This is a genomic window from Curtobacterium sp. 1310, from assembly GCF_017834105.1.
In the GTDB taxonomy this organism is placed as follows: domain Bacteria; phylum Actinomycetota; class Actinomycetes; order Actinomycetales; family Microbacteriaceae; genus Curtobacterium.
Genome location: NZ_JAFICY010000002.1, coordinates 588145 through 611601 on the forward strand (window position 1 = coordinate 588145; position 23457 = coordinate 611601).

Annotated in this window: 19 protein-coding genes; 7 read left to right on the plus strand and 12 right to left on the minus strand. The window is 73.3% G+C overall.

Annotated elements, in window-relative coordinates; translation table 11 throughout:
* Positions 1 to 17 precede the first annotated feature (17 nt).
* On the minus strand, positions 18 to 3677 hold the full coding sequence (locus JOD95_RS06840) for a S8 family serine peptidase (protein ID WP_209684082.1): 3660 nt from the start codon (positions 3675 to 3677) through the stop codon (positions 18 to 20).
* A 158-nt stretch (positions 3678 to 3835) separates the two neighbouring features.
* Here JOD95_RS06840 and JOD95_RS06845 point away from each other — a divergent pair, with 158 nt between their 5' ends.
* From JOD95_RS06845 to JOD95_RS06860, 4 genes are all read left to right on the plus strand, one after another.
* Positions 3836 to 4492, plus strand: a complete 657-nt coding sequence (locus JOD95_RS06845) for a TetR/AcrR family transcriptional regulator (protein WP_066657692.1) — start codon at positions 3836 to 3838, stop codon at positions 4490 to 4492.
* A complete protein-coding gene (locus tag JOD95_RS06850) occupies positions 4489 to 5205 on the plus strand; it encodes a hypothetical protein (RefSeq protein ID WP_209684084.1) in 717 nt (238 codons plus the stop codon). The genes JOD95_RS06845 and JOD95_RS06850 overlap by 4 nt, the downstream gene beginning before the upstream one ends.
* Positions 5202 to 7271, plus strand: coding sequence for a YhgE/Pip domain-containing protein (locus JOD95_RS06855; RefSeq protein WP_209684086.1), 2070 nt, complete (start codon positions 5202 to 5204; stop codon positions 7269 to 7271). Before JOD95_RS06850 ends, JOD95_RS06855 begins: the two co-directional genes overlap by 4 nt.
* Before the next feature lie 350 nt (positions 7272 to 7621).
* Complete coding sequence (locus JOD95_RS06860) at positions 7622 to 8641, plus strand: LacI family DNA-binding transcriptional regulator (protein WP_209684088.1); 1020 nt, start codon at positions 7622 to 7624, stop codon at positions 8639 to 8641.
* Positions 8642 to 8829: 188 nt separating this feature from the next.
* On the opposite strand, the gene JOD95_RS06865 is transcribed toward JOD95_RS06860, so the two are convergent.
* The 4 genes from JOD95_RS06865 to JOD95_RS16295 form a co-directional block, all read right to left on the minus strand.
* Positions 8830 to 9501 (minus strand): TrmH family RNA methyltransferase, encoded by a 672-nt coding sequence (locus JOD95_RS06865; RefSeq protein ID WP_374191726.1) that lies wholly within the window; start codon positions 9499 to 9501, stop codon positions 8830 to 8832.
* Between the two features lie 87 nt (positions 9502 to 9588).
* Complete coding sequence (locus JOD95_RS06870) at positions 9589 to 9900, minus strand: DUF4190 domain-containing protein (protein WP_209684090.1); 312 nt, start codon at positions 9898 to 9900, stop codon at positions 9589 to 9591.
* A 58-nt stretch (positions 9901 to 9958) separates the two neighbouring features.
* Complete coding sequence (locus tag JOD95_RS06875) at positions 9959 to 10825, minus strand: DUF3592 domain-containing protein (protein WP_209684092.1); 867 nt, start codon at positions 10823 to 10825, stop codon at positions 9959 to 9961.
* Positions 10822 to 11568, minus strand: coding sequence for a TetR/AcrR family transcriptional regulator (locus tag JOD95_RS16295; RefSeq protein ID WP_209684094.1), 747 nt, complete (start codon positions 11566 to 11568; stop codon positions 10822 to 10824). Before JOD95_RS16295 ends, JOD95_RS06875 begins: the two co-directional genes overlap by 4 nt.
* A 138-nt stretch (positions 11569 to 11706) precedes the next feature.
* On the opposite strand from JOD95_RS16295, the gene JOD95_RS06885 reads away from it, so the two are divergent.
* Positions 11707 to 12504, plus strand: coding sequence for an HAD-IIA family hydrolase (locus JOD95_RS06885; protein ID WP_058730132.1), 798 nt, complete (start codon positions 11707 to 11709; stop codon positions 12502 to 12504).
* A 19-nt stretch (positions 12505 to 12523) separates the two neighbouring features.
* Here JOD95_RS06885 and JOD95_RS06890 read toward each other — a convergent pair whose 3' ends face one another.
* The 5 genes from JOD95_RS06890 to JOD95_RS06910 form a co-directional block, all read right to left on the minus strand.
* On the minus strand, positions 12524 to 13963 hold the full coding sequence (locus JOD95_RS06890) for an FAD-dependent oxidoreductase (RefSeq protein WP_209684096.1): 1440 nt from the start codon (positions 13961 to 13963) through the stop codon (positions 12524 to 12526).
* A complete protein-coding gene (locus tag JOD95_RS06895; protein WP_209684098.1) occupies positions 13960 to 14856 on the minus strand; it encodes a UbiA family prenyltransferase in 897 nt (298 codons plus the stop codon). Before JOD95_RS06895 ends, JOD95_RS06890 begins: the two co-directional genes overlap by 4 nt.
* A gap of 29 nt (positions 14857 to 14885) precedes the next feature.
* Entirely contained in the window at positions 14886 to 15761 is an 876-nt protein-coding gene (locus tag JOD95_RS16905; protein WP_209684100.1) for a L,D-transpeptidase, read from the minus strand.
* Between the two features lie 146 nt (positions 15762 to 15907).
* Positions 15908 to 17683 carry a phosphatase PAP2 family protein gene (locus JOD95_RS06905; protein WP_209684102.1) on the minus strand — a complete coding sequence of 592 codons (1776 nt, stop codon included), beginning with the start codon at positions 17681 to 17683 and terminating at the stop codon, positions 15908 to 15910.
* Between the two features lie 237 nt (positions 17684 to 17920).
* Positions 17921 to 18802: a CPBP family intramembrane glutamic endopeptidase gene (locus JOD95_RS06910; RefSeq protein ID WP_209684104.1), complete on the minus strand. Its 882-nt coding sequence runs from the start codon at positions 18800 to 18802 to the stop codon at positions 17921 to 17923.
* Between the two features lie 22 nt (positions 18803 to 18824).
* Between JOD95_RS06910 and JOD95_RS06915 the strand changes: the two genes are divergently transcribed.
* The gene (locus tag JOD95_RS06915) at positions 18825 to 19514 is read left to right on the plus strand and encodes a metal-dependent transcriptional regulator (RefSeq protein WP_066652032.1); all 690 of its coding nucleotides are present in this window, start codon (positions 18825 to 18827) and stop codon (positions 19512 to 19514) included.
* Positions 19515 to 20097: 583 nt separating this feature from the next.
* Here the strand turns inward: JOD95_RS06915 and JOD95_RS06920 are convergent.
* Positions 20098 to 21393, minus strand: coding sequence for a sodium:proton exchanger (locus JOD95_RS06920; RefSeq protein ID WP_307810401.1), 1296 nt, complete (start codon positions 21391 to 21393; stop codon positions 20098 to 20100).
* A 349-nt stretch (positions 21394 to 21742) separates the two neighbouring features.
* Positions 21743 to 22387: a HEAT repeat domain-containing protein gene (locus JOD95_RS06925; protein WP_209684106.1), complete on the minus strand. Its 645-nt coding sequence runs from the start codon at positions 22385 to 22387 to the stop codon at positions 21743 to 21745.
* Between the two features lie 91 nt (positions 22388 to 22478).
* Between JOD95_RS06925 and JOD95_RS06930 the strand changes: the two genes are divergently transcribed.
* A complete protein-coding gene (locus JOD95_RS06930; RefSeq protein WP_066652028.1) occupies positions 22479 to 23432 on the plus strand; it encodes an aldo/keto reductase in 954 nt (317 codons plus the stop codon).
* Positions 23433 to 23457 lie beyond the last annotated feature (25 nt).

Below are 23457 nucleotides of genomic sequence, written 5' to 3' on the forward strand. Positions count from 1 at the left end.
GGCGTTCGTGTCGATCGCTACTTGCGGGGTGCCACCTTCGCGGTCTCGGCGGAGGTCGCCGAGCCGTCCTGGTAACCCTTCGCCTTCGCCGTCACCTCGACGGAGAAGCGGTGCCCCGCGTCCGTCGTGCCGAGCGTGTAGCGCTGGTCCGTCGCACCCTGCACCGCGACGCCGTCACGGAGCCACTGGTACGAGTACGAGACCTTCTTGCCGTCCCACGAGCCGGGCTTCGCCTTGAGCGTCTTGCCGACCTTCGGGGTGCCGGAGATCGTGACGGCGCTGCCCTCGCGGAGGGTGAGCGTCGGCGCGGTCTGCGCCGCCTGGAGCACGTCGGCCTGGTCGCCCACCGCGTTGCCGAGGTGGAGCAGCAGGACCCGGGCGTTCGTGGCGTCGGCCTGTCGCGTGACCTGCAGCGCGCCCTTGTCCGCGTAGAGCACACCGGTGGTGGTGCCCTGCGCGAAGGTGAGCGCCGGTGCCGACGGGTCGTACGTCGCCGGGTCGGTCTCGTCCACGACGTTGGAGCCGCTGGTGGCGAGGGCCGGGGCGTACGCCGACTCGGTCAGGACCGAGTAGTCGAACGGACCGGTCGCACCGATGGTCGACGCCGACACCGTCAGCACCTTGACGGCGCTGTCGAACGTGTTGACGTCCTGTCCCGCGGTGCCGCCGTTGAGCGGCTGCGCGTCGACCGTCTTGCCCGTCGCGAGGTCCACCGTGGTGGCGAGCGTCGCGTCGACCGTGGCCGACTTGGCGTCGTAGACCAGGTAGTCCGGCTCACCGTCGCGGTCCGTGTCGATGAGGACCTCGACGTTGGTCACCGCGCCGGGGTTCGCGTCGGCACCCGCGGTCTGGACGCCGAAGGCGAGCGTGTCGGATGCCTCGTCGTAGTTCGCGCCGTAGGCCCGGATGTCGGCGGCCTGGAGCGACTGCTTCGCCGAACCGGCGGGCAGCGGCTCCTGCGGGTCGGTCCCGCCCAGGACGAACGGTGCGACGGACGAGTGGTACCCGGTCACGGCGTCGCCCTGGTCGACCGAGCGGCCGGTGAGCGCGAGCTCCGCGGTCGTGGTCGAGCCCGAGAACGCGATGTCCTTGCCGTGCACGGCACTGACCGGCTTCGGCGCGACGTACGCACCGAGGCGCATCGGGTTCAGCTTCGCGTCCGTCGGCGTGAAGGACACGACACCGGACTCGGCGGCGACGAACTCACGCTGGTAGCCGGACTGCACCGACTCCTGCGTGGGGTCGATGACGCGACGCAGCTGCGTCGGGTCGGCGATCGTGTACGTCAGCTTGACGGTCGCGGTGCCGTGCGCCGGAGCGGTGACCCGCTTCGTGCTCAGCGAGAACGCGACACCCGGCTGGTCCACCTGGGCCTGGTACGCCACGTCGTACGTGTGCGGACGGCCGTCGGTGTTCTGGATCTGCAGGGTGCGGGACTCGGTGGTCTTCCCGCTGACCTCGACGACACCGTACGAGGCGGTGACGAGCTGGTCGTTCTCGATGCTGCGCACCGTGGTGCCCGCGGTGACCGCCTGCAGCGCGTCGACGCGGCCGGTGCCCTGGCGCAGCAGCGTGGCGTTCCGGTCACCCTGACGAACGTCGTGCGTCGCGGTGTTCATCACGGCGGCCTTGACCTGCGGGGCCGTCCACGACGGGTGCGACTGGAACGTCAGCGCGACGATGCCGGCCACGTGCGGGGTCGCCATCGAGGTGCCGCTCATCGACATGCGGCCGTCACCGGTGCCGTTGGCCGCGGAGATCACGTTGACCCCGGGGCCGGCGACGTCCGGCTTGACGATGTCGTCGAACGAGCCGTGCACGCCACGGCTGGTGAACGGGGCGAGCGTGTTCACGTTCGCCTGGTCGGTCGCCAGCTGGAAGCCCTTGAGCTCCTGGGCGAACTGCACGTGCAGGGTTCCGGCCGTCGCGGCGGCCTGGAGGCTCGCAGCGCTGTCCGAGGTCAGCTCGGCACCCGGGATGGTCGCGTTCCCCGCGATGCCCGAGTCGAAGCTGGTCACCGTCCCGGCCAGCAGGACGCCGACACCGCCGGCTGCCTGCACGTTGGTGAAGCGCACACCGGAGCCGCACTCGAGCGCCCCGTCGGTCCACTTCAGCCAGACGACCTTGCCCTTGATCTCCGCGGCCTCGTCGGCGCTGAACGCTGCGCAGCCGTCGATGTTCGTGGTCGGGACGACGACGTCGCCCTCCACCGGCAGCGTGCCCTGGTAGTTCTGCGAGTACTGCGCTCGGTAGGTGCCGGCGACGTCGGACGGCGCGGTGGCCTTGACACCGTCGAACAGCGACTGCCCGGTGGCGCTCGCGGCGACGGTGAGGGCGCCCTCGGCGTTGCCCGGCGAGCCACCGATGTCGGTGAAGTCGTCGGCGTTGCCCGAGGCGATGACGGGCAGGACACCGCGGGCGGTGAGCGCGTCGATCTTCGCGTTGTCGGGGTCGTCCGGTGCGCCGTAGTCGGAACCGAGCGACAGGTTGAGGACGTTGATGTCCTTGCCCTCGGTCAGGGCCTGGCCGACCCAGTCGAGCGCGGCACCGGTCAGGTCGGTCGAGCCGCCGCCGTCACCGAACACCTTGAGGGCGTAGAGGCCGGCGTCCGGCGCGGTGCCCGGGCCGATCCACATGTCCTGGACGGACTGGTTCGTCAGCTTCGTGTAGTCGCCGCGGAACGTCTTCTTGTCCGCGGTCAGGCCGTAGCCCGCGGCGGTGCCGGACACGTGCGTGCCGTGGTCGCCGCCCTTGCCGTCGATCGGGTTCGCGTCCGGCTTCGGGGTCGGGTCGTAGCCCGCGCTCGAGGAGTCGGCGTTGTAGGTGGGGCCGGCGAAGTCGTAGCCACCGAGGTACTTCTTCGCGTCGAACCAGCTCGGGTCCGGCGCGCTCGTGCTCGCGAGGGCCTGCTCGTACGCGGCCGTCGTGCCGGGGCCGCCGAAGTCGGCCTGGGTGTAGTCGAGACCGGTGTCGAGGACGGCGACGTTGACGCCCTTGCCGGTGCGGCCGGTCTGCTGCCACGCATCGAGCGAGCGCGTGTAGACGTCGCTCGCGGCGTTCTTCGGGCTGACGCCGTCCGCGCCCGGCTGCACCAGGTCGGGGTCGACGCCGCTCGGGGCCTTCGACGCGTCACCCGGGGTCGGGTCGACGATCTTCTTCGGCGTGAGCGGGATGATGCTCTCGACGTCCGAACGGCTGGCGATGTCGCGCAGGGCGTCGACGTCGGCGACGACGGCGACACCGGGGACGGTGTACTCGGTCGAGTACAGCTCCGTCGCCTCTGCGTCGGACCGCTTGACGGCGGCGCGGACGGCGTCGACGGTCGACGTGATCGCCTGCACGCGCTCCTTCGCGGCGGACGACGGCGTCTTCGACTTCGTCAGGTCGCCGCCCTTCGCCTTCGCGTCGACCTCGAGGGCCCCCTGGCCGGTCGTGCGGACGAACGCCGCGACCGTCTTCTGGGGCTTGGCGTCGCGCAGGGGCGCCGCGAGCTTGAGGTCGGCGGCGGAGAGACCGCTCGGCGCGGCGTTCGCTGCGCCGCCCACGGCGAGACCGCCGCACGACAGGGCGACGGCGGCGATGCCGGCGGTCAGGATGCGTGCGACGCGTGACCGCGTGGTGCGCTCCGTGGTGGGTGGTTGCTCGGGTACTGCACGGTTCGGTGTTGCACGTGTCACAGGGCGCACTCCTCGGCTCTGTCCGTGGTGGGGATTCCTGTGAAGTTATGCGTTCGTTCACAGGCGGAACAGTCCGCACTTTGGAGGACTGGCCCTCGTTCGGGGGTACAGCACCTCGTAACTTGCACAGCAGTGTGCACGTTATTACGATGGTGCTCGTGACCACCACCGACCAGCCCGGACGCGCGCCCCGACGGGATGCGACGGCGAACCGGGCCGCCCTGATCGAGGCCGCACGGAGCGTCCTGCAGCAGGACCCCGATGCCTCGCTCGAGACCATCGCGTCCGCCGCGGGCCTGTCGCGCCGTGCGGTCTACGGACACTTCCCCTCCCGCGACGACCTCGTGCGCGAGGTCGTGACCGGCGGCGCCGCACGGATCGCCGGCGCGATGCCGTCGTCGTCCGAGCTCGCCGACCTCCCGCCCGCCGCACGGCTCGCGGCGATCGCCGTGACGCTCTGGGCCGAGGTCTCGCACGTGCGCTCCATGGCCCGCGTCGCCCTGCGCAGCCCGTTCGCCGAGTCCGTGGCCGAGGTGTTCGCGCCGCTGCGGGCACAGGTCCGCACGGCCTGCGCGCTCGGCATCGACGAGGGCTCGATGCGCGACGACGTCGACGCGGACACGCTCGCCCGCCTGGTCGAGGCCGCCTGCATCGCCGTCCTCGACGAGGCCACCCGGTCCGGCACGAGCGACGAAGCCGGTCGCCGCACGGTCGTGCTGTCGGCGCTCGGCACCGCCGGCATCGACTGGCGCACCGCGCTGCTGTCCGAACCCGCCGCACCCGCACCCCGTACCGAGCAGGAGACCCGCGCATGACGCTCGAACTCGACCACGTCGGCATCGGCGACGAGCCCGGCGCCGCGCTGCCCGTCGTGTCCGCCGTCGCCGCTCCCGGTCGCCCCGGTGTCGTCGCCGTCGAGACCGAGCAGGCGCCGGTGCTCGCGTCCCTGATCGCCGGCGGGCGGATGCGTCCCGAGTCCGGGCGGGTGCTGCTCGACGGACACGAGGACGCCGCAGCGGTGCGCGCGGCCTTCGCGCTCGTGGACACCCCGGGCGTCGCCGAACCGTTCCCCGTCATGACGCTCCGGAAGGTCGTGCGCGAGGAACTCGCGTTCGCCGGGCAGCGCCCCTCGCGCGACCACGTCGACACCGTGCTCGACGAGCTCGGCGTGCGGGACCACGCCGACACGCACGTGCAGCGGGTCCCGACCGACGTGCGGGTGCGGCTGCTCGTCGAGCTCGCGCTGCTGCGGGACGGGGTCACGGGCATCGTGCTCACCTCGCCCGAGCGGCACGGCGGCGCCGTGGCCGACTGGTTCGCGGTCGTGCGCGACGTCGCCCGGCGCGGCGTCACCGTCGTCCTCGTGACGTCGAAGGCCGCCGCAGCCACCGTCGAGCAGCTGCTCGACACGATCCGCACCGAGGGTCCCGACGACGCGACCTCGACCGACGGGGGCGACCAGGGCCTCCCGTCCGGCCCCTCCGACCCCGAAACTCCCGCAACCGTCCCGACGGAGGCACCCGCGTGACCATCCCCTCGCTCATCCGCGCCGAACTGGCGCGCCTCACCGCAACGCCGCTCGCCCGGCTCGCGTTCGTCGCCCTCATGGTGGTGCCGCTGCTCTACGGCGGCGCGTACCTCTGGGCGAACCGCGACCCGTACGCCAAGCTCGACCAGATCCCGGCCGCGATCGTCGACCAGGACGCCGGCGCGACGCTCGACGGCGACCGGGTCGACTACGGCGAGGACGTCACGAAGGAGGCGATCGACGGCGCCGACTTCAAGTGGACCGAGACGACCGCGGCCGACGCGCGCTCCGGCGTGCGGAACGGCAAGTACGACTTCGTCGTGACGATCCCGCACGACTTCTCCGAGGCCCTGGCGTCGGCGCAGGGCGACGACCCGAAGCGTGCCGAACTCGTCATGACGACCGCGGACACGAACTCGTACCTCGCCTCGACCATCGCGGAGCAGGCCGGCAAGACCATGCGCACGGCCGTCGCCGAGCGGGTCGGCAAGCAGGCGGCGACGACCCTGCTCGTCGGACTCGCCGACGTGCGGGACAGCCTCGGCGACGCCGTCGACGGTGCGGGACAGCTCGCATCGGGGGCGACCACGGCTGCGGACGGCGCGTCCTCGCTCGCGTCCGGCACCTCCGCGCTGTCCGCCGGGGCCTCGCAGCTCGCCTCCGGCACCGCCGCACTGCCGTCGCAGACCGCCCAGCTCGACAGCGGCGCACAGCAGGTCGCGTCCGGGGCCTCGACCCTGGCGTCCGGGCTGCAGTCCGCACAGCAGCAGACCGCGTCGCTGCCCGCGCAGACCGCGCAGCTGAACGACGGCGCGCAGCGGGTCGCCGCGGGGAACGCCGCGCTCGCCGAGAAGGTCGACTCGGTCAGCGCCGACGTCGACGCGGTGCAGCCGGTGGACGCCGCCACGGTGCTCGCGCAGATCACCGCGAACCTGCCCGAGGGCGTCACGCTGACCCCCTCGCAGCAGGAGGCGATCACGAAGGCGGTCGGCGACGTGAACACCGCCGGCGCCTCGGCCAAGGAGACCTACGCGTCGACCAAGTCGGCCGTCGACCAGCTCCGCGACGGGTCGGCCCAGGTCGCGGCCGGCACGTCGGCGCTGGCCTCGGCATCGCCGCAGCTCGCGGACGGCATCGCATCGGCGTCGAGTGGCGCCTCGCAGCTCGCATCGGGCTCGTCGCAGGTCGCCGCGGGCACGTCGAAGCTCGCCGCCGCGGCACCGACGCTGTCCTCCGGTGCGGCCTCGCTCGCGGACGGTGCCGCGTCGGCCGCGTCCGGTGCCTCGCAGCTCTCATCGGGTGTCGACCAGCTCGAGGACGGCTCGAAGGAGCTCGCCGCGAAGCTCGACCAGGGACGCACGAGGATCCCGGCGTCGACCGCCGCACAGCGCTCGTCGCAGGCGTCCGTGATCTCGGACCCGGTCAAGGTCGGCGACGACAACGTCGCCGCCGCGTCGAACTACGGCGCCGGCCTCGCACCGTTCTTCATCTCGCTCGCCGCCTGGATCGGCATGTACGCGCTGTTCCTCATCCTCAAGCCGATCTCCAAGCGGGCGATCACCGCCGTGCAGAAGCCGCTGCGCGTGGTGCTCGGCGGCTGGCTCACCCCGGCGCTCCTCGGGGTCGTGCAGATGGCGGCGCTGTTCCTGATCGTGCGGTTCGCGCTCGACCTCGACGTGGTGCACGCCGGGTCGACGGTGGCCGTGATGGTGCTCGCCTCGGCGACCTTCGCGGCGATCATCATGGCGCTCAACGTGCTGCTCGGCTCGGTCGGGCAGTTCCTCGGCCTGGTGCTCATGCTCGTGCAGCTCGTGACCGCCGGCGGGACCTTCCCGTGGCAGACGCTGCCGGGGCCGTTGGCGGCGCTGCACTTCGCGCTCCCGATGACCTACTCCGTCGACGCGATCCGGCAGACGATGTACGGCGGGTCGTTCGCGGCGGTGTGGTCGGACGCGGGGGTGCTCGCGTGCTGGTTGCTCGGCGCGCTGCTCGTGTCGTACGTCGTCACGGCGCGGCAGACCCGCTCGCGGACGCTGCGCGACCTGCGGCCGAGCCTGATCGGGTAGCGCGGGCGGCGCGGGCGCGGCGCGGAGCGCGGCGGCGCGGGCGGCGCGGGCGCGGCGCTCGGGGCGGCGCGGGCGGCGCTCGGCGCTCAGGGCGGCTCGGCCGTCAGCACAACGAGAAGCACGTCGCGCCACGCGGTTCCGTGGCGCGACGTGCTTCCGGTGGTGCGCGAGCACCCAGCACCACACGCCGCCTCCGCGCCACCTCCGCCCCGCGAGCACGCCGGACGCCCCGCGCCCGCTACACCCATCCCATCGCACCCCACCCACCCCGGTCGGCGCACCATGTCCTGACAACCGCTCGAGTCGGGGCCGCTACGATCGAGGGACACCACGACGGGTCGAGGGAGATCATGGGAGACGGCAGGTCCGCCACCGCAGACGGCAAACCGGCGACCATCTACGACGTCGCCGCCCGCGCAGGGGTCTCGAAGTCCCTCGTCTCGCTCGTGCTCCAGCGCTCCCCGAAGGTCAGCGACCAGCGCCGCGAGGCCGTCCTGCGGGCCATCCAGGAACTCGACTACCGCCCGAGCACCGCGGCCGTGTCCCTCGCCGGCACCCGCAGCCGCACGATCGGCGTCGTCCTCGACGACTTCCGCAACCAGTGGTTCGTCGACCTGCTCACCGGCCTGCGCGAGGCGCTGCAGGACCAGGGGCACCGCCTCGTCGTCGCCGACCGCTTCCTCAACACCGGGCTCGACGCCTCACCCGTCGAGGGCTTCCTGTCCATGCGCGTCGAGGGCATCGTCATCGCCGGCGAGCCCGACACCGACCTCGCGATCCCGGCGAGCATGCCCGTCGTCGTCGCCGGCGGTCGTGCGGCGCTCCCCCGCGCCGACACCGTCGCGAACGACGACCGCGCCGGTGGCCGGATGGCCGCCGAGCACCTGCTCGCGCTCGGCCACACGCGCATCGGCTTCGTCGGCGGGCGCTCGGCTGCGTCCGCGGAGCGGCTCACCGGCCTGGAGGCACGGATCACCTCCGCCACGTCGCCCACCTCGCTCGCCACGCACGTCATGCCCGTGGAACCCACCGAGGAGGCCGGCGCCGAGGCCGTCGGGCACCTGCTCGACGCCCACCCCGACGTCACCGCGGTGTTCGCCGCGAACGACGTCATGGCGCTCGGTGCGATGTCGGGGCTCGCCGCACGGGGCTTGCGCGTCCCCGAGGACGTGTCGGTGATGGGCTACGACGACACCCCGCTCGCGGCGTCGTCCTACGTCGGCCTCACGAGCATCGACGACCGCAGCGTGGAGATCGGCCGCGGCGCCGGGGAGCGCCTGCTCGCCCGGATCGCCGACCCGACCGCTCCGGCGCAGGAGACCCTGGTCGAGCCCCGGCTCGTCGCCCGCCGCACGACCGCTCCGCGCTGACGCGAGCAAGCCCGCCCGCGCCGCCCGCGCGCACGAGACTCGTCTGAGCGGACACGTTCGCGGCCCCGGCGTCGCGAACGTGTCCGCGGAGCCGAGTCTCGTGCGCGGCCCCGCCGGCCCGGCGGCCCCGCGGCCCGGCGGCCCGGCGGCCCGACGGCCCCGCGGCCCAGCCGCCCGCGGCGAGCGCGTCAGTCCGTCGGCAGGACCGCGTGCTGGACGACCCACGCGTGCATGACGATCGCCGCCGCGGCCGAGGCGTTGATGCTCCGCGTCGACCCGAACTGCGTGATCTCGAGGTGGGCGTCCGCACCGGCGACGGCCTCGTCGGTGAGCCCGGGTCCCTCCTGCCCGAACAGGAACACGCAGCGCTCCGGGATCGCCGCGGTCTCGATGCGCTCGGCGCCCGGGGTGTTGTCGATCGCGACGACCGGTCGCCCCTCCTCGTGCATCGCGGCGAGGAACGCCGCGACGTCCGGGTGGTACTGCACGTGCTGGTACCGGTCGGTGACCATCGCCCCGCGCTTGTTCCAGCGCCGCCGACCGATGACGTGCACGGTGCCGGCGAGGAACGCGTTCGCACTCCGCACGATCGACCCGATGTTGAGGTCGTGCTGCCAGTTCTCGATCGCGACGTCGAAGGCGTGTCTGCGGGTGTCGAGCTCGGCGACGATGGCGTCCATCGACCAGTACCGGAAGCGGTCGACGACGTTGCGGGTGTCCCCGGCGGCGAGCAGCTCCGGGTCGAGCCGGGGGTCCTCCGGCCAGGGCTCGGGGTGCGGCCCGACGCCGTTCGTCGTGGCCTCGTGGGTCGGTGGCAGCGTGGGACCGTCCGGCTGCGCCGGTCCCGTCGACGGGACCACGGGGTCGGACGGGAGGCGCTCGGTCACGTGACCAGCGTAGGGCGCGTGCCCCGCGCCTCCCGTCCGGCGACCGCCGTCAGCCGACGGTCAGTACGACGTCGGGTACGTGACCGACGGCTCGGACATCGCGACCGCGACGAGCGCGATGAAGAGCACGGCGTAGAAGACCGTGATCACCCCGCCGACGATCACCGCGGCGAGCGCCAGGCCACGGCCGCCCTCGTCACGCTTCTTCGTCTGGGACATCGCGACGAAGCCGAGGACGAACCCGACGATCGGCGCGACGAACGCCGCCACGAGCGCGATGATCGCGAGGGTGTTCGTGCGCTGCGGGGCGGCCGGCGCCGTTGCGTACGGCTGGTACGGGTGCTGCTGGGGCTGGACGTTCTGTTCTGACACGGCTGACGAGCCTAGGAGCGCCGCGTTTTCGTGGAGAAGTGCCAATCTTCGTCCGGCCTCACGTCGTGCCCGGGCGCAGGAAGTCCTCGGGGTCGTCGCCGCTGCCGGTCGTCGTGAAGATGCGCTTCCGGTCACCGGGGCGGGCCGGGTCGAAGAGCACGGTGACCGTCCCACCGAGCACCGGAGCGGTGCCGTGGGTGAAGCCCTCGGTCCGCTCGACCCAGCGCCGGACGCCGTGCAGGTCCACGAACGAGAACGTCCACCGCAGCAGCGTGCGCGACGCGTCCGGGGTCGTGCCGCCGCTGATCGCGGTGACCTCGCCCGTGGTGCGGCGGCCGTTCGCCAGCACGTCCGTGAGCCGGGCGCGCCGGTTCCCACGGCCGATCCGCGTGGCACCGCCGGCCACGAGCGCGAGGACGGTCACGACGGTGAGGAGCCCCGGCAGCCACCACACGGCGGTGTACAGGATCCAGCTGCCGACGCCCCACGTCTCGTCGTGCCCGAACGTCGGGTCCACGGCCACGCCGACGCGGTCCGGGGCGGGCCACTGCGTGGTCGTGGCCCACCAGGTGCACGCGGTGGCACCGACGAGCCAGAGCGGCAGCGGCCCGAGCCCGACCAGGTCGGTGGTGCGCCCGGACCACCGGTGGTTCCACCGCGTGTACACGCCGACGGCCACCAGGGTGCCGATGACCGCGCTCGGGGCCGCCCACAGGTGCGTCTCCGGGTCGGGGCTGTCGGAGAAGATGCTGTTGACCGTCATCATCCGGAAGCGCAGGACGAAGTCCGACACCGCGAGTCCACCGACCGCCCCCGCGGCGACGACCAGCAGAGCACCGACGACGGTCATCGTCAGGGCGGTGGTCGAGCCGCGGTACCGGGCCTCGCGTTCGCGGCGTGCCTGCTGCGGGTCGACCGTGCTCACGACGCGGTGGTGCCGTGCGTGCGGACGCGGGCCTCGATGCCGGCGGTGATGATCTCGAGGCCCAGGGCGAAGCGGTCGTCGTACGAGTGCTCGCCGAGGATCTCCCCGACCACGCGGTGCCGCTCGGGGCGCCCGGCCTCGGAGTCGCCGCGGCCGACCTGCACGCCGGCGTGCCCGACGACGAAGTCGTAGACCACGAAGAACGCGTACATGGCCTCGCGCTCCGGCAGACCTGCCTGCTGCAGGGCCCCGACGACCTTCGCCACGACGGCGTCGGACTCGGTGGAGGCGAGCGGGGCGCGCTGGCTGTGCGACTCGAGCACGAGGGGGTGGGTGCGCATGAGGTCGCGGAAGGTGCAGGCGAAGACGTGGACGACCGAACGCCAGTCGTCCGGCCAGACGAAGGTGGCCGTGAACTCGTCGACGGTACGACGGACGAGCTCGGCATGCAGGTCGTCGAGGCCGCCGATCGTCCGGTGCACGGTCATCGGTGCGACGCCGAGCTTCGCGCCGAGGGCGCGGAAGGACAGGCGGTCGAGGCCCTCCTCGTTGGCGATGGCGGTGGCGGCGTCGACCACCTGCTGTCGGCTCAGGACGTTGGGGCGACCGCGGCGGCGACGGGGCGCGGCGGCGGTTTCGGCTGCCGGTGTCGTCCCGGTGGGGGCGTCGGCCGCTCCCGCGCCGGTACGGCCGTCGGTCGTGGTGCGCGGCTGGGCGGTGGGGCTGCCGGGGTCGACGAGCACGGGGAGGCCTCCTTGATCCGGTACGTGTCCCGAAAATCGTAGCCCAAAGCCGAACGCCGGTCGGTGTCCGGTCGGCCAGTCCTCCACAGTCGGGTGACCACCGGGTCCGGCGAGCGGCGGCCCCAGTACGCTGGGCCCATGGCGACCCGCGACGAAGTCGAGTGCTGGCTGACCGACATGGACGGTGTGCTCGTCCACGAGAACCAGGCCCTGCCGGGCGCTCCCGAGCTCATCCAGCAGTGGCTGGACGAAGGGACCGAGTTCCTCGTCCTGACGAACAACTCGATCTTCACGCCGCGTGACCTCAGCGCCCGGCTGCGGTGGTCGGGTCTCGAGGTCCCCGAGGAGCGCATCTGGACGTCGGCGCTCGCCACGGCGGACTTCTGCCGCTCGCAGATGCCGGGGGGCTCCGCGTTCGTGATCGGCGAGGCCGGCATGACGACGGCGCTGCACGAGGCCGGCTTCATCATGACCGAGACCGCGCCCGACTACGTCGTCGTCGGTGAGACCCGCAACTACTCGTTCGAGGCGATCACCAAGGCCGTCCGGCTCATCCGCGACGGTGCCCGGTTCATCGTGACGAACCCCGACGCGACCGGGCCCAGCGCCGAGGGGGTCCTGCCGGCGACCGGGGCCATCGCCGCGATGATCGAGAAGGCCACCGGGAAGCAGCCGTACGTCGTCGGCAAGCCGAACCCGATGATGTTCCGCTCGGCGATGAACCGGATCGGGGCCCACTCCGAGAACACGGGCATGATCGGCGACCGCATGGACACCGACGTGCAGGCGGGCATCGAGGCCGGGCTCCACACCGTCCTGGTGATGACCGGCATCAGCGACCAGGCCGAGATCGACCGGTACCCGTTCCGCCCGAGCGAGGTCATCGCCGGCGTGCACGAGCTCGTCCGCGCGGAGCCGATCGAGGTCGAGCTCTAGCGAGGGCGTGAACGCGTGCTCAGACCGGGTTCGCCCGGAGCAGCCGCTCCGTCGCGATCATCGCGCCGCCCACGACCGCCGGGATCCCGCCGCCGGGGTGCACCGACGCTCCCACCCGCCACAGCCAGGGCCGCCAGCGGTCGTTGTACGAGGGGCGGTGGAACGGCCCGCTCTGCCACGGCGGACGGGCCGCCCCGTAGAGCGCCCCGTGCGGTTCTCCCCCGGTGCCGTAGTACTGCGGGTCGAGGACCACGTGGTCGTCGAGCAGGTCGGTGATCGGTCGGTCGAGGCCCAGCGCTGCCGACACCCGGTCGACCTCCCGCCGCACGAAGGGGTGGTCGATCTCGTAGTGCGCGCCGTCCGCGGGTGCGGTCAGCAGTACGCCCACGGTGCTGTGCGGGTTCGGGGAGAGCTCGCCGGCGCGGTAGTGGTTGACGAACACCATCGTGTCCGCCGGCTCGTCGCCCGCCTCGAGGCTCCGGTGCAGTGCGTCCGGCTTCGTCGGCAGCACCACGCTGTGCGTCGCGAGGTTCTCGGGCAGCTCCTCGCGCAGCACGCCGTAGAGCGCGACGGCGGAGCAGGACAGGGCCCGGGGGCGGGAGCGCGGGCGTGGCAGCACGGACATCGCGGACATCGCGGACGGACCGGCCGGTCCGGTCAGCGCGGCGAGCCGGTCGGCGTCGAGGGCGCTGACGACCAGGTCGGCGGGGTGGTGCGCGGCCTCGGTGGTGACGCCACCGCGCGCGATGCGGGTGACGGCCTCGCCGGTGCGGACCTCGACGCCGGCGGCCTCGGCGAGTCGCTGCAGCGCGAGCACGACCTCGTACACGCCGCCGCGGGGCACCCACGCGCCGGTCTCCGCCATGATCGCCGGCATGCTCGCGTAGAGCGCAGGGGTGCGTGCGGGTGAGACCCCGGCGTTGAGGGTGTGGATCGCGATGATCTCGCGCAGCCCGTCCGGCAGCCACGCCAGGCCGTCGAGGTACGCACGCGTGGTGAGCCGCGAGCCGTACACGGAGAGCAGGCGACGGACGGCCGGCAGGGCCGAGCGGTCGAGCGGGTCGGCGAGCAGGAGCCGCGTGACGTCGTCGGCGAGCGGCGCGTGCAGGTCGGCGAAGCGTCGCCACGCCGGGTACCAGGGGTGGTCGGGTGCCACCGGGAGCGCGGTCTCCTCGCCGCCGTGGAAGTACCGGCCGACCTCCGGCATGCGCACGAGGTCGAGGTGCCCGTCCTCGCCGGGACGTCCGCCGAGTCGCCGCAGCAGCTCGTCCCACACCGCCGGGAAGGTGACGAGCGACGGCCCGGTGTCGATCCGGTCCGCCCCGAGCTGGATGCGACGGCTCTTGCCCCCGAGCCGGCCCGACGCCTCGAGCAGGGTCACACGGTGCCCGGCACGGGCGAGCAGGGCGGCGGCGGTGAGGCCACCGATCCCACCTCCGACGACGACGACACGACTCACCGGGCACCTCCGAGCACGATGGACACCAGGAGCAGCACCCCGGCGAAGGACCCCGCGATGTACGGGAAGGCGACCGACAGGCGGTACAGGCGGTGACCGGTCTCCGGCGACGGGGCGCGCAGCAGGCACACGACGAGGACGCCGGCGATGAGCAGGTTGACGGCGGCCACCGGGATGCTCACCACCGCGAACAACACCGTCGACACCACCCACCAGGCGCCGCTCCACAGCGCGGTCCCCCGGGGTCCGAGCCGGACCGCGGTCGTGGTGATGCCCGCGTCACGGTCCTCGACGATGTCCTGCACGGCGTCGAAGGCGTGCTTGGCGACGCTCCAGGCCATCAGTCCCAGCGCGGCGGGCCACGTCGGCTCCTCCTCGAGGGCGAACGGCACGATGACCAGCGGCAGCGCGTACGCCGCGTTGCTCAGCGAGTCGAGGTACGGCCGGGCCTTGAAGCGCACCGGTGGCGCGGAGTAGCAGACGAAGACGACCGCGTAGAGCAGGATCGCGGCGTTCGCGAGCGGCGGCAGCGTCAACAGGAACGCGACGAGGAACGGCACGTTGACCACGGCGACCGCCCAGACGATGAGTCGGACCTCCGACTGCCGGATCCTGGCACCCTCGATGGACCCCTTGCGGGGGTTCGTCGCATCGGTGTCCTGGTCGAAGACGTCGTTGACGCCGTAGATGAGCAGGTTGAACGGCAGCGTCAGCCAGATCAGGATCGGCAGCGCCCGAAGGTCGAACAGCGCTCCGGTGAGCCACACGGCGACCAGCCCCGAGCCGATCGTGTTGATCCACAGGACCGGACGCGAGACGTGCACCAGTCGGCGCACGGTCGCACCGGCCCCGGACCGCAGGGTCCTGGGCAACTGTCCGGTCCCGTCGGTCACCGGCCCGAGCGTACCCGGCGGTGCCCGTGCTACTCCACCGTCACGAGCGTCCCGAGCGGCAGGGCGTCGAGCGCCGCGACCCCCTCCGCGGAGAGCCGCACGCACCCGTGGGACACCGCCCCCGAGGCCGCCGCGTTCCAGTGCAGGCCGATGAGCCCGCCGTCCGACCCGCCGTACGGTTCGTCGGCTGCGCTCGAGTGCAGCGAGGTCAGCTGGATCGCGTGGTCGCCCGTCCCTTGCGAGGGGTCGACGTACCGCTGCTCCAGGTACCCCGTCACGCCGGTCGGCGTCGGGGTGTCGGAGGTGCCCACCCCCGCGGGGAAACTCCGGGTGACCCGTCCGGACGAGGACTCGATGGACACGGTCTGGTCGGCCGTCGAGATGACCACGTGCGACGTCGGTGTGACCTGCTGCACGAGTGCCGTCCGCGGCACCCACGCGGCCGTCTGCGCGGCCGCGTGTCCGTCGGCCGCCGAGGGCAGCTCCCGCCGCGCCGGCGTGAGGACGAGCTCCCAGGCCCCCTCGTGCCGCAGTCCCACGACCGTCGTCGGCTGGCCGAGGAAGTCGGTGGCCGCGAAGCGCGCGACAGGGTGCTGCCGATCGGACCCGAAGAGCGGTGCGTCGGTGCGGAGGTGGAAGACCTCGGCGGACGACACCGTCCGGTCGACGGGCAGCAGGCCGTCGACCACGGCCGAGTAGCGCGCTTCGGGCAGCGCGGCGAGCGCCGCTGCGGCGACGTCGGGGACGCTCGGCACCGTGCGCGCCGTGGCCGTGGGGGTGCGGTCCGCCGCGGCGGGGACGGCGTCGCCGCCGGTCGCGCCGGTCAGCACCGGGACGGCGATCGCGGCGGCGGCGACCACGACGGCGGCGATGCCGACGGTGGTCCAGGTCTTGGGGTACGGCACGGGGGCCTCCGGTGGTGCGAGGGGGGGGGTGAGCGGTCAGGGGCGGCGGACGGGAGGCGCGGGGCGGGGCGGTCCCGCGCCTCCCGTCGGGTGGGTGCGGACGGGAGGCACGGGGCGGGCCGGTCCCGCGCCTCCCGTCCGGTGGGTCAGCCGCTGACGACCGGCAGGTGCACGCCGGCGGGGACGGTCCCGGTGGCGCCGGTGCCGCCCGCCGTGCCCGCGCCGCCGGTCGAGCCGCCCGCGTTCGACGCCGCGGTCACGGTGATCGCGAGCGGCGTCACGAGCACCGAGGCGCCCGACGCGTCGGCGAGGTCGAGCGTGTGCGCGCCGACCGGAGCGTCCGCGGGGATCACGACCGAGCCGGTCGCGGTGCCGTCCGGACCGACCGTGAGCGTGCCGACCGTGACCGGGTCGGACCGCAGGACGACCTGCAGGGTGGCGCCGGCGGGGAGTCCGGTGCCGGCGAGCGCGATCGTCTTCCCGGCCTGCACGGAGGTGCCCTCGGGGGCGGTCAGCACGCCGGAGACGACGCGGGCCTGCCCACCGGTCGAGACGACCGTCGCGGTGCCGTCCGCGCCGACGGCGACGGTCGCGCTCGTCGCGGCCGCGAGGTCGAGCCGCTCCCACGAGCCGTTCGCGGAGCCGGACTGGTCGAGGGGGTGACCCGAGGCGATCTCGGTCTGCGCGAGCACCTGCGTGCGCTGCGCGTCGGTCAGGGTCGGGAAGGTCGACAGGAGCAGGTTCGACGCGCCGGTGGGGACCGACGGGGCGAGACCCGCGGTGCCGGTCTGCGCGAAGCCGTAGGTCATGCGCTCGCGGTAGACCTGCACGGCCGAGGCCCGGTCGGTGACGACCTGCGCGGTGCCGCCGGGCATCGCCTGGCCGCCGTAGGGGTCGTCGGTGTAGGGCCGCTCCGCGGCGATGCAGTTCGCGAGGGTGTCGCCGCACGTCGCCTCGAGGTACGCCGTGAGCTCGGCGCGGGCCGGCTCGAGGACCTCGGTGCGGTACTGCGTGTCGGACCAGCGGGCGGCGAGGGCGGCCTCGCCGTCGATGCGTCCGCCCATGATGTCGAGCGGGTAGTGGACGCCGAGGACGATGCGGTCGTTGCCGGCCTCGGACGTGCGGGCGAGGATCTCCGGCGCGAGTTCGGGCACGAGCGTGGCGAGGGTGATGCCCGCCTGGTACGCCGTGGTGGTGTGCCCGGACGGGTACGAGCCGCCGGTGCAGATGCCCTTCTGGCCGTAGCCGGCGTCGAGCACGACGTCGTTCGGCGAGAACTCGTGCGTGGTGTCGGTCGTGGCCGGCACCCGTGTGATCGTGAGGTTGCCCTTCGCGTCCGCCCAGGCCGTGCCGGTGCGGTTCGCGGCGAGCGACGACGCGTTCACGGTCGCCGGGTTGCAGCTGGCCGTGTCGTCACCGGCGGGCAGCGTCGCCGCGGTGTCGGTCGGCAGGTACGGCCGCGGGTAGCTGTAGTGGGCCTTCGCGTCGCCGGTGCCGACGTAGGCGCCGCTCGTACCGTTCGACGAGTTGACGAGCGCGTCGACGAGCGGCAGGTCGCCGTCGTTGCGCCCCTGCACGAACAGCTTGCTCAGCGTCTCGCCGAGCCCCTGCGACACGGTGAAGGACTGGTCGTAGGCGGTGTTCGTCGCGTTGTCGTACTCGGCGTCCTGCAGCGCCCGGAACTGTTGCGCCGTCGTCGCGTGCTGGTTGATCCACGACGTCAGCTGGTCGTTCTTCGCCAGCGTCGCCGGGTCGTCCACGGTGCCGTGCAGGTCGTTCTTCCCGCTCGACGTCCAGTACTGGTCGTACCCGCTGAGCAGCGACACCAGGTCGGGCTCGGTGGAGTCGCTCGGGTACGTCGCAGCCTGCGCGGCGAGCGGCGACCCGAGCACGAGTGCGGTCGCGACGGTGGCGACGGTCACGCCGCGGACGGTGGATCTGCGCATGTGGTGGTGGTCGCCCGGGGGCGACGCCCCTTCCTGTTGTACCGGTGTGGAAACAGGGCGAACCTAGGGACGGGTGGTTGCCGGACGGCGAACGGCCCCCCACCCGGGGGTGAACCGGGCCGCAGGCTGTGCGCATTCGCAGCCCGTCGCCCTCGTGGACGAGTCGGCCCGGCGGCACCCGCCGGGCCCGGTACCTGAGCGCGGGCGGTCGGGTCAGACGGCGGACGGGAGGCGCGGCTCGTCCCCCTGCACCGCGGGCGCCCCCACGGGCGGCACCGACCGCCACCGGCGCAGCAGGCGGCGGCCCCGGTCGTCCCGCCATGCGACCAGGCCGCCGGCGACCACCCCGAGGGCGAGCACCGCGAACGCGAACAGTCCGAGGAGCCCGACGGGCACCATCCGCACCAGGTCCTGCGTCGGCACGGTGGCCGACACCGCGATCGACCCGAAGTCCCAGAAGGCGTGCAGCAGCACGGGCGCGAGCAGGTTCCCGGTGAGCCGGCGGGCGAGGTAGAGCGTCGAGCCGAACGACGCCGCGAAGACGACCTGCACGACGGTCGCACCGACCCCCGCGCCGGCGAGGACGTTGAGGAAGTGCAGCAGCCCGAACAGCACGCACGACGCGATCCACACGCCGAACTCGGGCAGCCGCCGCCGGAGCCCGACGAGCAGCACGCCGCGGGTGAGCAGCTCCTCGAACACCCCCACGAAGAGGACCCCGACCGCGAGCAGCAGGAAGTACCGCACCGGCTGGGCGCCCCACTCGACGAGCGGGAGCCGGGCGACGCACACGGCTGCGATCAACGCCGGGGCCGTGAGCGTCCACCGGAGTGCCGTCCGACGACGGTCGGCGGTCGCGATCGGCCACCAGCCCAGCGCGGTGACGTAGACGCAGAGCACGAGCACCGCGATGCCCTCCGGCACCACGAGTGCTCCGAGGACGCCCTCGACGGTCTGCCCGAGCGTGCTGTAGTCGTCGCTCGGCCGCGAGCGCCAGGCGCTGACGGCCGCGAAGGCAACGAGCGGCGCGAGGCCGAGCAGGAGCGACGGGGGCACCGGCCAGCGACGGCGTCGGGCGGGTGCGGTGGTGGTCACCCGCCGTTTGTACCATTGACGCATGCGCCTGCCCTCCCTGTCCGTCATGGCGGAGGACTACGTGAAGCTCGTGTGGAAGTCGACCGAGCGCGGCGGCGAGGGGCTCGCGACGCGGGACATCGCGGCGGCCCTCGGGGTCTCGGCGTCGACGGTGTCGGGGAACCTCCGGAAGCTCGACCGCGACGGCCTCATCGAGCACACCCCCTACTACGGCGTCGTGCTCACCCCGCTCGGGCAGCAGGTCGCCGTGGCGATGGTCCGTCGCCACCGGCTCATCGAGACGTACCTGGTGCAGCGGCTCGGCTACTCGTGGGACGAGGTCCACACCGAGGCCGAGGCGCTCGAGCACGCGGTGTCCGAGACGTTCCTCGAGCGGGTCGACGCCGACCTCGGCCACCCGACGCACGACCCGCACGGTGACCCGATCCCGGCGACGGACGGCTCGGTCCCGTCGTCGGCGGGCACGCTGCTCGGCTCGGTCGAACCCGGAGCCTGCGGGGTCGTGGACCGGGTGTCCGACGACGACCCGGCCCTGCTCCGGTACTTCGACGAGCTCGGGGTCGCACTGGGCACGCACCTGCGCGTCGAGCGGGTCCGCGACTACGCGGGTGTGATCGCCGTCAGCCGGCGGGCTCCCGACGGCGAGGAGTCCCTCGTCGACCTGCCGGCCGCCGCCGCCTCGGCCATCTGGCTCGCCCCCGACGCCGACTGACGCCAGCCGCCGGGGCCGCGGCCGCCCGCCGCCCGCTCGCCGAGCGGGCACTTCCTGTCACACTCGGCGGCTCCTGCCGACGGATCCTGCCCACCCGACGGGACGCGCGCGGCACGTCCTGCCCGTTCGATGCGGCTGGTGCCCACGAACGGACGGGAGGCCCGATGCCAGCCCTCCCCGAGCCTCCCGTCCCACGATTCCCGTCGCACGACATGCCGCTCACCTCCGCCGCCGACGGCACGTCGTGCGACCGGAACGGCCGCCGACGGCAGGTCATGCGACCGGAACGGCAGCCGACGGCAGGTCGCGCGACCTGAACCGTCGCCGACGGCAGGTCGTGCGACCGGAACCGCCGGCGCGCCCATTGGACGGGAGGCCCGATGCCAGCCCTCCCCGAGCCTCCCGTCCCACGATTCCCGTCGCACGACATGCCGCTCACCTCCGCCGCCGACGGCACGTCGTGCGACCGGAACGGCCGCCGACGGCACGTCGTGCGACCTGAACGGCCGCCGACGGCAGGTCGTACGACCGGAACCGACCGCAGCCGCCGCGCCCGCAGCCGCGGGCGGAGCCGCGCCGCCGCCTACGCGGCCGGAACGCCGGCGGCGCCGGCCCGCCGGAACGGGGCCCGCAACGTCGGCACGATGTCCTTCCGGTTGATCCACAGCACCACGAGCGCCGCGACCACGTGCACCCCGCTCAGCACCCACCGCCCGCTCGTGTCCGTCACCACGAACTGCACCGCGAACAGCGCCACGAGCGCGATCGCCGACCACCGGTGGAAGCGCAGCGCGATGATGATCGCCACGCCCAGCACGGTCTGCGACGCGGTGAGCACGAACTCCTCGACCTGCCGACCGTCGAGCGGCAGCCCGCCCGTCGTCCCGCCACCGAGCACGTGGGCGATCGGCAGCGACCCGACGAGCAGCGACCACTGGTTGACCTTCGACGCGATGAGCGTCCCGATCGCCGCGCCGCCCATCCCGCGCAGGGCGAAGAGCGCTGCGACGATGAACTCGGGCGCCTCGGTCGCGAGCGGCGCGAGCCACTGCACGAGGAAGTAGCTGTCGATGCCGAGCGCGCTCCCCGACTCGACGAGTGCGTCCGCGAACGGCTCCGCCGACGACAGGATGACGGCGGCGGCCACGAGGAACAGCGCGACGATCGTCCAGCGGCGCGCACGCTGCGGCATCGAGGCGATGTTCCCCGCCATCCCGACCATCTCCTCGTCGCCGCCGTCGTCCGGCGCCTGCGACGCCCGCCACAGGTACGCGACGAAGGCGGCGAGCAGCACGAACCCGAACCACAGCGGGATCGAGCCCATCAGCGGGATGAGGAACGCGACGACCGCCAGGAGCGCCAGGAAGCCGATGTCCAGCCGCGAGGACTGCTGCAGCTGCAGCACCGTCGTCGCCGACCGGGGCAGGGTGCCGGCGCGGACGTACCGGCGGGCGACGAGCAGCGAGATCACCACGACGAGGGGCCAGCCGAACCCGAGCAGCAGCCGGTTCGAGCCGGTCATGTTCGCGGCGGCGAACTGCTCGTACGACGGGTCGTACCCGGAGCGGAACGCGTAGTACAGGTCGACGGCGTACTCGGGCAGCACGGCGATGAGCGCGAGGATCGCGATGGCGAGCGCCCCGGAGATGTCCTTCTGCGCGGCCTCGGCGGCCCAGGCGAGCAGGAACGAGGCGGCGACCACCGCACCGCCGAAGACCAGCAGGTCGACGACGGGGTTCGGGGCGGAGCCCGTGACGCGGAAGACCACGGCGGGCAGGGCGATCACGATGCAGATCGCGATGCGCCCCCAAGCGCTGCGTCCCATGCGGGCGGGCGGTGCGTCGGCATCGACGACGCGGACAGGTGAGGTGTCGATCACGGGGTGGTCCCTTGGTCGGGCCGCACCGATCGCGCAGGGGTGAGGAGCGCTTCGGCACGGCAGAACGGCCGAAGGTCTCGCTCGCCCGCCGGGTGGGACCGGCAGGTGGTGCACCGGGCCGATCGTCGTGATGGCCAGTGTGTCGATGCACGCGCTGGGAGCTACTCCCCTTCGCCGTCCACCTTGGCGCGCTCCGATCCGCGTGCGCAAGCCGATCGGGCCTGTTCGTCGACCCGAATCCGGGTCTTCCGCGGCCCGTCCCGGAACGGCGGGACGCGCTCTTGGCGCACCGCGCGTCGGACGGGAGGCCCGTGGCGGCGCAGCCACGGGCCTCCCGTCCGTCAGGTGGTCACCCGGAGGCGCGTTTGCCGCGTCCGAGCGCCATCTCGCGACGGGCGCGTTCGAGCGCGAGCGCCGATCCGGCGTCCGGGTCGGCGAGCAGTCGTCCGGTCTCGTCGACGTGCGCGCGCACGGCCTCGCCGCGACGTTCGGACGCGTCTGCCAGGACGGGGGCGACGACGTCCTCGCCGAGCGAGACCAGCGCACGGCTCAGCGCGAGTCGGGTCTCCCGGTCACCCTGACCGAGTTCGCGGGCGAGGCGTCGGGCGAGGGCGGGACCCTCCTCGGCCGGAGCGAGCAGGACGGCCGCGCGCCAGGCCGTCCGACGCACACCGGGGTCGTCGTCGCCGAGCCGGTCGGCCACCTCGGGGTACACCGACCCGTCGCGGATCTTCGACAGGGTGTGGAGCGCCTGCGAGCGCGCCTGCGCCTCGGGACGGTGCAGCTCGTCCGTCAGCCGGGGCACGACGGTCTCCGCCGGCAGCCTGACGAGCGCCCACGTCAGGGCCTCGCGCACCTGCAGGTCCGGCTCGACGGCACAGCGTTCGACGAGCACCTCGAGGTCGGACAGCCTCGCCTCGGTGCCGGCGGCCATCACGGCACGGAGTCGGACGGACGAGCGGGGGTCGGTGAGGTCGTCGGCGAGGGTGGTCATCCCCTCATGCAACACCGGGTACCCGCTGGTCACGTGCACGCAGCCGAGGCATAGCGTGGACGGGACCCGTACCGCACCGGAAGGACTCCCCATGCCCCGCATCGGAACCAGTGACCTGCACGTGTTCCCCCTCGCCCTCGGCGGCAACGTCTTCGGCTGGACCGCCGACGAGCAGACCTCGCACCGGGTGCTCGACGCGTACACCTCGGCCGGCGGCGACTTCGTCGACACCGCGGACGTCTACTCCGCGTGGGCGCCGGGCAACGAGGGCGGCGAGTCGGAGCGCGTCATCGGCTCGTGGCTCCGCGCGTCCGGGAAGCGCGACGACGTCGTGGTCGCGACGAAGGTCTCGCAGCACCCGCAGTACAGCGGCCTGTCCGCGTCGAACGTCGCTGCGGCTGCCCGCGCGAGCCTCGAGCGGCTGGGCACCGACCGGATCGACCTGTACTACGCGCACTTCGACGACCAGGACACCCCGCTCGAGGAGACCGTCCGTGCGTTCGACCAGCTCGTGCAGGAGGGCCTCGTCCGGTACACGGCGATCTCGAACTACTCGCGTCCGCGTGCCGAGGAGTGGATCCGCATCGCCAAGGAGAACGGGCTGGCGCTGCCCGTCGCGATCCAGCCGCACTACAACCTCGTCACCCGTGAGCCCTACGAGTCGGACATCGCCCCGCTCGCAGCGTCCGAGGGCCTGGGAGTCGTGCCCTACTTCGCCCTCGCCGCCGGGTTCCTGACCGGGAAGTACCGCACGAAGGACGACTTCGCCGGCAAGGACCGCGAGGGGCAGGTGTCGGGCTACTTCTCGGACGAGGGACTGGCCGTGGTCGACGCGCTCTCCCGCATCGCCGAGGCGCACGAGGCCGAGATCGCATCGGTCGCCCTCGCGTGGCTGCAGGCCCAGCCGGACGTCGTCGCGCCGATCGCGAGCGCGCGGAACACCGAGCAGCTGCCGGCGCTCCTGGCATCCGCGGACCTCGAGCTGGGCGCCGAGGAGCTCCGCACCCTGGACGAGGCGTCCGCGCGGGTCCCCGCCGCATCCTGACGGCGCCGCCCGCCCCGCCCCCGCG